At 77.3% G+C, this 699-nt stretch carries 1 protein-coding gene and 1 tRNA gene; one reads left to right on the plus strand and one right to left on the minus strand.

The window, feature by feature from the left end; translation table 11 throughout:
• Positions 1-405 (minus strand): hypothetical protein (locus J7523_RS02220; RefSeq protein ID WP_291881635.1); only part of this gene is annotated, 405 nt, incomplete at its 3' end.
• Positions 406-613: 208 nt separating this feature from the next.
• Here J7523_RS02220 and J7523_RS02225 point away from each other — a divergent pair.
• Positions 614-686, plus strand: a tRNA-Thr gene (locus J7523_RS02225).
• The last annotated feature ends 13 nt before the right edge of the window (positions 687-699 follow it).

Here is a 699-nt window from a genome sequence, read left to right on the forward strand (position 1 = left end):
GAACAGGACGCCGACGGCCACGGGCTCCGCGATGCCGGTGAGTGCCGCGAGCTGCTCGTGGGCGCCCTCCTGGCACGCCGGGTCGACGGGCTCGACGTCGTAGCCCTGCTGGTCGAGGCGCGCGACCTCGGCCGTGAGGGCCTCGGCGTCGGCGCTCGCGTCGACGGCCGTCCAGACGGCCCACACGTCGCCGTCGGCCTCGGCGGGGGAGACGGCGGCGGGCCAGTCCGCCGCCGACGGGTCGACCCCGGCGTCCGCGTCGGACCCGCAGGCCGCCGACACGAGGAGCGTGACGGCCGCGAGCACGGTGGGCAGGGCCGCGCGGTGCGCGACGGGACGGGGCCGTGCGGCACCCGGGGAGGGGGCGGCGGGCCGGACGTCAGGACGACGGCGAAGGGGTGGCATGCGCGGGATCGTGGCACGCGGTCCGCGCCGGCCGCGACGAGCCGAAACGCTTAGGCGGACGACCGGGGGCCGGGGCGACGGCGCCGGTGGGTGCGCCCCGCGCCGAGGGCCGCGGGCCCGCGTCCGCGGGACGTCGCGGGCGTCCGGGGCGCCGCGCGCGACCCCGATTTCGCAGGTGCCCCGTGGCCCGTGTACTCTGATCCGCGCTGCCCCGATAGCTCAGTCGGCAGAGCGTCTCCATGGTAAGGAGAAGGTCAAGGGTTCGATTCCCTTTCGGGGCTCTGTGGTGTGTCA

This window comes from Cellulomonas sp., assembly GCF_017744555.1.
Taxonomy (GTDB): domain Bacteria; phylum Actinomycetota; class Actinomycetes; order Actinomycetales; family Cellulomonadaceae; genus Cellulomonas.